Below are 8618 nucleotides of genomic sequence, written 5' to 3' on the forward strand. Positions count from 1 at the left end.
CCTACCTCCCCAGCCTGCTTTCAAGTTCTTCTATTTGTGATTCAAGCTCTTCTTTTGAAGGTAGAGAAGCCAGTTTTGCCTGGAGTTTCATCTTCTCTTCTTCTAAGAAGCTAATTTGGCTCTTTAAGTTTTCAATTTCTGCCTTTACTTCTTCTTTCTCACTTTTACAATTTTGAAGCTTTTCCTGAAGTTCTCTATTTTCTTCTTTAAGCTTCTTGTACTTTACAGGAAGGGTCATCTTTTTACTTTCGGCTTCAGGCTTTACGCTGCAGATATCCCCCGCGAAAGATCCTATAGGAAGGGCAAATACCCCTAGGAGAATTGTTGTAATCAGTTTTCTTTTCATAGCTCCTCCCGAGTTGATAGTTCCTCTTTATTGTATCACTTTAGCTCTTTTGCCAGTTTCTCTTCTCTACCATGTAATATATAACCGGGATTACAACGAGGGTTAACATGGTAGATGCAAAAACTCCAAAGAGGAGTGAAATTGCAAGTCCTTGGAATATCGGGTCAAGGAGGATGACCGCTGCTCCTACCATTGCAGCTGCTGCAGTTAGGACAATAGGCCTGAACCTAACGGCTCCAGCTTCAATTATGGACTCTTTTAGGGGAGCTCCCTCCCTCTTCCTCATGAGGATAAAGTCAACAAGGATTATTGAGTTCCTTACGACGATTCCTGCAAGTGCTATGAATCCAATCATTGAGGTTGCCGTAAAATAGGTAATTTTCCCAAGGAGTTTAGTCATAAGCCAGTGGCCGGGAATTATTCCGATCATAGTAAGGGGAATAGGTACCATTATGATTATAGGGATAATGAATGACTGGAACTGACCTACGATTAGAAGGTAGATAAGGATTAGTGCAACGATAAAGGCTGCTCCCATGTCCCTAAAGGTTTCGTAGGTAATCTGCCACTCACCGTCCCACTTCATCGTTGGTCTAAAGTCGTTATCGGGGATAGAAGGTGGAATAAAGGTATACTCAAGTTTGTATCCCTCTGGAAGAGGGTGTTCAGATAGGTACTTGTTGATTGCCAATATTGGGTAGATTGGAGCTTCGTACTTCCCTGAAACGTCTCCAATTACGTAGGATACGGGATGAAGGTTCTTATGGTAGATTGTCTTATCTGCAGGGACTTTCTTGATTTCAACTAGTTCCCTCAGAGGTATCAGTTTACCTTTATCGTTCATTATGTTTAGGTCAAGGACTTTATTTATATCGTCCCTCTGTTCCCTTGGAAGTCTAACCCAGATTGGGACAGGATCAGAGTCCCAGTCGGTATGGGCAACTGAAACCTGAGCTCCGTGGAGGGCCATTGCAACTGTATTTGCAATTTGCTTTTCAGTAACTCCAGACTCCCTAGCCTTTCTCCTCTTAACTTTTATCTCGTATTTGTAGTAATCGTCGTCAACTAGAGTATCAACGTCCACAACTCCCGGAGTTTTCTTGAAGATCTCTTCAATCTCTTTTGCAATCCTTCTCCTTACCTCATCGTCCTTACCGTAAACTTCAGCAACTAAAGTTGAAAGAACAGGTGGCCCCGGAGGGACTTCAACTATCTTAACGTTTGCCCTTGGATCTACCTTCCTTGCAACTTCCTGAATTTTTGGCCTTTCTTCCTTTGCTATATCGTGGGACTGCCTTTCCCTCTCATGTTTGTCTATGAGGTTGATTCTTATGTCTGCAACGTTTCCACCCTTCCTGAGGAAGTAGTGTCTTACTAAACCGTTAAAGTCAAAGGGAGATGCAGTTCCGATGTAAGATTCATAGTCTGTCACTTCAGGTATTGTTTGAAGATAGTTTGCTATAGCCTTTGTTACCCTTGCCGTATCCTCTAGAGAGGTCCCTTCCGGCATGTCTATTACTACCTGGAACTCGCTCTTGTTGTCAAATGGAAGTAGCTTAACTACAACTGCTTTTGTAAAGAAGAGGCTCACTGAGCCTGCCATCATTAGTAAAACTATAAATAGGAAGGCCCACCTCTTTACTGCTGAGTCAAGGAGGGGTCTGACTATCCTGTTGTAGATTCTGTAAGTTAAAGTTTTCTCAAGGACTATCTTTTCCTCTTCCTTTTCTGCTTCCTTCTTAAGGAGGTGGTATGCAGCCCAGGGAGAAATTACAAAGGCTACGATTAGTGAGAAGAACATTGCGATTGATGAGTTAACAGGTATAGGTTTCATGTAAGGGCCCATGAGGCCCCTAACGAAAGCCATAGGTAAGAGGGCTGCTATAACCGTAAAGGTTGCAAGTATTGTTGGGTTACCTACTTCAGCAACGGCGTAAATTGCAGCCTGAAGAGGAGGCATTTCCTTTAACTTCAGGTGTCTGTGGATGTTTTCAACGACGACTATTGCGTCGTCAACTAAAAGTCCGAGTGTGAAGATTAGAGCAAAGAGGGTAACCCTGTTTAAAGTGTAGCCTGTTAGTAAGTCAATAAAGAGCGTTAGAGCAAGGGTTGTCGGTATCGCAATAGATACGACTAAAGCCTCCTTTATTCCGAGTGTTACTCCGATGAACACAACTACTGCTGTAATGGCAACGCCGAGGTGGAACATTAACTCTTCAAACTTATCCTCTGCAGTCTTTCCGTAGTTCCTCGTTACCGTTACGTGAACGTCGGCTGGAAGTATGCGGGGTTTTATCTCCTCAAGCTTCTTTAGTATCTCGTTTGCTACGTTAACAGCGTTTGTTCCCTTCTTCTTTGCAACTGCAATTGTTACTGCGGGGAACTGGTTTCCGTGCTCTTTGAGGAATTCCTTGCTTACTCCTTTCTTTTCAGAGTGGGGGCCAAAGCCGATAAAGACGTAGTTTTCCGGGTCAATTGGGGCATCTGTAACCTTAGCTATGTCCTTTAAGTAAACAGGTTTCCCGTTGTAGACCGCTACTACTATATTTTCAAGGTCTTTAACTGTCTTTATGAACTCTCCGGCTTCTACGGGAAATTCTGTATTCTTCTCGTCTACCTTCCCTGCCGGTAGTTTAACGTTTGCAGACCTTATGGCATTCGCAATTTGAAGTAGTGAGAGGTGGTAGTTCTTTAGTTTATCTTTATCTACCAGTACTTTAAACCTTCTTACATCTCCTCCAATTATCCAGGACTTTGATACGTTCTCTACCTGTTTAAGCTGGAGGCAGATTTCCTTTGCAAACTTCCTCAGCTCGTAAGGACTCCTGTCGGGGCTCCAGAGGGTTAAAGTTACTATGGGAACGTCGTTTATATCCTTTGGTTTAACTAGCGGTTGGAGGGCTCCCTGAGGGAGCTTATCTAAATTTGACATTAGCTTGTTGTAAAGCTTTACTAAAGAATCTTCCATATCCTCATTTACTTTAAACCTTGCAATGATTAAACTCATTCCTGGTTTAGATATGGAGTAGACGTAGTCCATTCCCTTTATTTCCCAGAGCAGTTTCTCAAACCTAGTTGAGACTTTCCTCTCTACCTCCTTTGCAGAAGCTCCGGGGTAGGGAATGAAGACGTCAACCATAGGAACTACGATTTGGGGTTCCTCTTCCTTAGGGGTTAGTACGACAGCTGCAATACCTATTAAGAGTGAGGCTACAAGGAAAAGGGGAGTTATCTTTGACGTTATGAAGGCTTTGGCTATCCTTCCTGCTATTCCTAAGTCTATGTTTTTCATCCTCTTTTACCCCTCTACTCTTGCTCCGTCAACTAGCTTGTTAACGTTGCTTACGGCAATCTTTTCTCCCTTATGGAGACCTGAGAGGATTATGACCATGTCTCCAAAGGTTTCACCCGTTTTAACTGGTCTTAGGTGGGCCACTCCACTTTCAACTACGAAGACGAACTCAAGAGCTCCAACCCTGTAAATAGCGCTCTTTGGAACGGCCAATGACTCAACTTTTACTGAAGGGAACTCAACTACGGCGTACGTCCCTGGAATTGCTTTTATAGGTTCTTCAGTTTCAACCTTTACTCCAAACTTGTGGGAGATAGGGTCTGCACTTTTGTCTATTTCAACTACCTTACCTGAGTACTTTTTACCCTTTATCCTTACAATAACTTTACTTCCAATACCAATCTTATCTGAGTAAACGTTATCTATGAAAGCTCTAACCCTAAACGGGAAAGATCCGATTTTATAGACTGGGGTCTGGGGTGAGACAAGATTTCCCTTGTCAACGAGCTTCTGAAGGACAATCCCATCAACCGGGGATTTTAGGTAGGTGTAGGAGAGGAAGGCTTTAGCTTTCTTTAAGGATGCCAAAATTTGTTCTTCCTTTGCTTTTAGCTCCTTCTTTCTTTCAAGGATCTGTTTCTCCTTTGCCTTTACAGCTTCAAGCTGTGCCTTTGCAGCCTCATACTGGGTCTTTACCTGGTCAAACTTCTGCTTTGATATCGCTTCTCCCTCTAGGAGGGCTTTAAACCTTTCGTAAGTCCTCTTAGCGAAGGAGTAATTAGCTTCTGCTGCCCTTTTGTTGGCTCTTACTTCCTCTAGAGCTTTGTTGAGCTCTCTTTGAGCAGCATCTATTTCCCTTAAGGCTGCTTTAGCCTTATCTATGTCAGGTTTGATATCAGAACTGTCTATAACTGCCAGTACCTCTCCCTTCTTTACTCTCTGCCCGGTTTTAGCCTTCTCCTCAATTAGGTATCCGACGACTTTTGGTGAAGTGAAAATCTCCTCTTTCGGAATTACCGTTGCAGAGAAGGTTGCCTTTCTTACAAATTCAACTACCTCTACCGGTTTTGTTTGAACGCCTGATACCTTTTTAACTTTTACAGGTTCTGCCTTTTCCTCTTTTGCCCCGCAGGAAGAGAGGGCTACAAGTAAAGCTACGGCTATAGCAGTCCTTTTACCCATTTTTAGACCTCTATCATCCTAAGTTTGTCGGCTTCATTATCTTATTAGAATTTAGTATGATGTCAAGGTTCTTTTTATAGTTTCAGGAAGTATTCTGTAAACACGTCTGCGTAGAGTTTAAGCTTTTTCCAGTCAGACTCCTTTCCCTTTATTTCCTCAGCAGATATGCCCTCCTGTTGAAGTTCGTTTTTGTATCCTTCAATCCACCTCTCAATTCCCTCAGGGTTCACTTCCAGGTGAAACTGAAGACCGATGACTCTGTTTCCAACTCTAAATGCCTGATTTGGGTACATTGCAGATGAGGCCAGCTTTACGGCTCCCTCTGGAATCTCAAAGGTATCTCCGTGCCAGTGGAACACTTTTATTTCATCCCGGTATATTATTTCAAGGTCACTCTGAGGGAATATCGGTTTCCAGCCAATCTCTTTCCCCCACTGGCCCTTTTCAACTTTCGCACCGAATACTTTTGCTATTAGCTGAGCTCCAAGGCAGATACCCAGGACTTTCTTCCCTTCCTCAAAGAACTCTTTTATCAGCCTCTCTTCCTCCCTTAAAAAGGGGTACTCCTCTTCCTGGTAGACTCCCATAGGACCGCCTAATACTACCAGCACGTCATAATCCTGAGGGGATGGAAACTCACCTTCGTACCCCTTAAACTCCTCAGTCTTAACTCCTCTCCTTTCAAAGGTCTCTTTGAAAGTTCCCAAGTCCTCAAACTCTACGTTCTTTATTGCTGCTAACCTCAACGGGTACCCCCTACGGTAATTTGTGGAATCCTAATTGTTGGAAGGCCGTCTGAAACGGGAACTCCTTGACCGTCCTTCCCGCAAGTTCCTATTGAAAACCCGAGATCATTTCCTACAGCGTCAATTTCCTCAAGGACTTTTGGACCGTTTCCTATCAGAGATGCTCCCCTTATGGGCTCTGTAACTCTTCCGTTTTCAATCATGTAGGCTTCAGAGACTTCAAAGACGAAATCTCCGTTAACCGTGTTTACCTGACCTCCTCCCATTTTGACGACTAAAATTCCTTCCTTCGTATCCTCAATTATCTCCTTTGGGTCTGTCTCTCCGGGAGCTACGTAGGTGTTTGTCATCCTTGGAATGGGAATGTGCATGTACGACTGTCTCCTGCCGTTTCCCGTTGGAAGGATTTCCTCGCACTTCATAGCTTCAAGGATGTCTGACATGTACCCCTTTAGAACACCATTCTCTATTAGAACGTTTTTCCCCGTTGGAGTTCCCTCGTCGTCGTACCCACTTGAGCCGTACATTCCCTTCATCTGACCGTCATCTATTACAGTTATGAGTTCCGATGCAACTTTTTGTCCTACTTTCCCTGAATAGACGGATAGCCCTTGGTTTGCAAGGTCGGCTTCAAGGCCGTGTCCTACAGCCTCGTGAATCATAGTTCCACCTGCCTGGGAGGAGATAACTACCGTGAACCTTCCTGCTGGTGCCGGTTTTGCCTTTAACATCTTTAAAGCCCTTTCTGCAGCTTTTCTAGCTACATCTTCAGGAGGGTTCTTCTCAAGGAGCGAGTAATCTCCGAGGTGACCAATAGGTTCGTAGCCTGTCTGAAGTTCAACTCCATCTGAGGCTACAACTAAGGTGTAGAAAACGATCCTCGGCCTAACGTCTTCAACTATGTTCCCTTCAGTGTTTACTATAAGTACTTCCTGTATTTGGTCCCTTAAAACTACTGTAACTTGCTTAATCCTATCGCTTATACTCCTTGCTGCGTCGTTTGCCCTTTTAAGGTATTCAACCTTTTTCTCAACCGGGATTTCAAAGGAGAGTCCCTCTACAAGCTCGTTGTATCGGGGCCTTTTCTCGTTAAAGTCTACTATTACCTCCTTTTCCTCCCTTGCAGCTGCCGATATCCTGTCAATTAGTTCCTCAATACTCTTCCTGTTAAGCCTGTTTGTAAAACCGTAGTAAGTTTTAAAGTTCTTTATAAACCTTATTCCCACTCCGACTTCAATTCCGCAGGAAAGGTCCTCTACTCTGTTGTCCTCACACTTTCCGGAGAAGGTATACCTCCTTTCAAAGAAGAGGTCTCCGTAATCTGCTCCTTTTCTCTTTAAAAGGAGAGCTCCAAAAGTTCCAAGTTCTTTAAAGTCCACCATCTAAAGCCCCCAATCTCTAAAGTAGAGGAAGTCTTTATCAACAGTTCTCCGGGCAATTTTACAGATTATAGGTAGTTTCCTCTTGTACTGGCTCCTCTTAACCATGCTTAAAACTCTATCAACAACTTGAGGTTCAAATCCTGCCCCTATTAGGTCCTCTCTTCTTAGCCTTAAGTCAACGTAGCCTACTAAAATCTTGTCAAGGGTTTTGTATGTTATTCCGATTTCCCCTTCATCGGTCTGGCCGGGCCAAAGGTCCGCAGAAGGTTTCTTCTTAACTATCCTATCTGGAACTCCAATGAAGGAGGCCATATCCCATACCTGGGTCTTATAAAGGTCCCCTAGAGGGTTAATGTCGTGAGCGCCGTCTCCCCACCTAGTTGAGTAGCCTATTAGGAGCTCACTCTTATTGCTGGTTCCAAGGACTAGTCCTTTCTTCTGGTGGGCAAAGTCGTAGAGGATGGCCATCCTCTCCCTGGCCATCTTGTTTCCCCTTCTAACAAAGTCTGCATCGGGGAATAGCGAAAAGTAGGCGTCTACCTGTGGGGTTATATCTATCTCGTGGAACTCAATTTCAAGGACTTCTGCAACTAACCTTGCATCCTCCCTTGATGATTTGGAAGATGTTTTGTAGGGCATTGAAACTCCGATAACGTTTTCCTTCCCTAAGGCCTCAACTGCCAAGAAGGCCGCTAGGGAAGAGTCAACCCCTCCAGAGAGGCCAACAACTGCCCTCTTAAAACCTGCCTTTAGGAACTCTTCCCTTATGAAGTTTACAAGGACGTCCTTTACAAATTCCTTATCCTCTATTCTGAGCTCCTCTGCCAACCTATCTTTCATCAACGATTCTCCTAAGGTTCTTTAGGGTGGTGAGGGGTCTTTCATCCCTTAAAAGGGGTAGGTTTATCCTTGCAGAGCGAATTAGTGTAGGTTCTACCTCAACTATGAGAAGCTCCTCATTAAAAGAACCTGCTTGGGCAACTACTTTCCCGTAAGGGTCACACACGAACGATTTTCCAGAGAAAACAAATCCGTCCTCTACCCCAACTCTGTTTGAGTAGATGAAGTAGCTTCCCGTTAACCTTGAGTAAAATTCTCCCATGTTCAACCATACTTCGGCATTTCCGAACATTCCCCTTTCTCTGTATCCCCTTCCGGGGCTTGACGAGAGGGCTATTAGATATTCAGTTCCCTGAATGAAAGAGAGGTAGACTGTTGAGAAGTGCCACAGGTCCTCACATATAAGGATAGAGGTCTTTCCGAGCTTTGAGTTGAAAGCCCTTACCTCTTCTCCGTGTCCCGTGAACCTTCCTTCGTCAAACATTCCGTAGGTGGGAAGGTATAGCTTCCTGTGTACGTGCTTTACCTTTCCTCCTTCAATGTAGAAAGCGGAGTTGTAGAAGATGTGCCCCGGACTTTCCTCTATCAGACCTACCACTATTGATATTTCCCTACTAAGCTCAAGCAGGGGGATTAACTCTTTACTTTCAGGAGTTAAAGCCACTTCAAAGGTTGAATCCTGTAAGTTATAACCGGTAAGTGAAAGTTCAGGGAAGACAATGAGCTCTGCTCCCTTTTCCTTTGCCTTTTCTGAAAAGTGAATGCACTTTTCTACGTTATCCTTTATTTCTCCCAGCTTTGTCTTTATCTGGGCAACGGCTATTTTCATT

The 8618-nt window shown here is 44.0% G+C and carries 7 protein-coding genes; all 7 read right to left on the reverse strand.

What is annotated here, in order from left to right; translation table 11 throughout:
* Position 1: 1 nt before the first annotated feature.
* Positions 2-346: a coiled-coil domain-containing protein gene (locus tag C7457_RS02905; RefSeq protein WP_121169938.1), complete on the reverse strand. Its 345-nt coding sequence runs from the start codon at positions 344-346 to the stop codon at positions 2-4.
* A gap of 40 nt (positions 347-386) precedes the next feature.
* Positions 387-3638 (reverse strand): efflux RND transporter permease subunit, encoded by a 3252-nt coding sequence (locus tag C7457_RS02910; protein ID WP_121169939.1) that lies wholly within the window; start codon positions 3636-3638, stop codon positions 387-389.
* Positions 3639-3644: 6 nt separating this feature from the next.
* Positions 3645-4820 (reverse strand): efflux RND transporter periplasmic adaptor subunit, encoded by a 1176-nt coding sequence (locus C7457_RS02915; protein ID WP_121169940.1) that lies wholly within the window; start codon positions 4818-4820, stop codon positions 3645-3647.
* A gap of 74 nt (positions 4821-4894) precedes the next feature.
* Positions 4895-5566, reverse strand: coding sequence for a glutamine amidotransferase-related protein (locus C7457_RS02920; protein WP_121169941.1), 672 nt, complete (start codon positions 5564-5566; stop codon positions 4895-4897).
* A complete protein-coding gene (locus tag C7457_RS02925; protein WP_121169942.1) occupies positions 5563-6948 on the reverse strand; it encodes a TldD/PmbA family protein in 1386 nt (461 codons plus the stop codon). Before C7457_RS02925 ends, C7457_RS02920 begins: the two co-directional genes overlap by 4 nt.
* The gene (locus tag C7457_RS02930) at positions 6949-7788 is read right to left on the reverse strand and encodes an NAD+ synthase (RefSeq protein ID WP_121169943.1); all 840 of its coding nucleotides are present in this window, start codon (positions 7786-7788) and stop codon (positions 6949-6951) included.
* Positions 7778-8617 carry a nitrilase-related carbon-nitrogen hydrolase gene (locus C7457_RS02935; RefSeq protein WP_121169944.1) on the reverse strand — a complete coding sequence of 280 codons (840 nt, stop codon included), beginning with the start codon at positions 8615-8617 and terminating at the stop codon, positions 7778-7780. The genes C7457_RS02930 and C7457_RS02935 overlap by 11 nt, the downstream gene beginning before the upstream one ends.
* Position 8618 lies beyond the last annotated feature (1 nt).

This window comes from Thermovibrio guaymasensis, from assembly GCF_003633715.1.
Classification (GTDB): Bacteria; Aquificota; Aquificia; order Desulfurobacteriales; family Desulfurobacteriaceae; genus Thermovibrio; species Thermovibrio guaymasensis.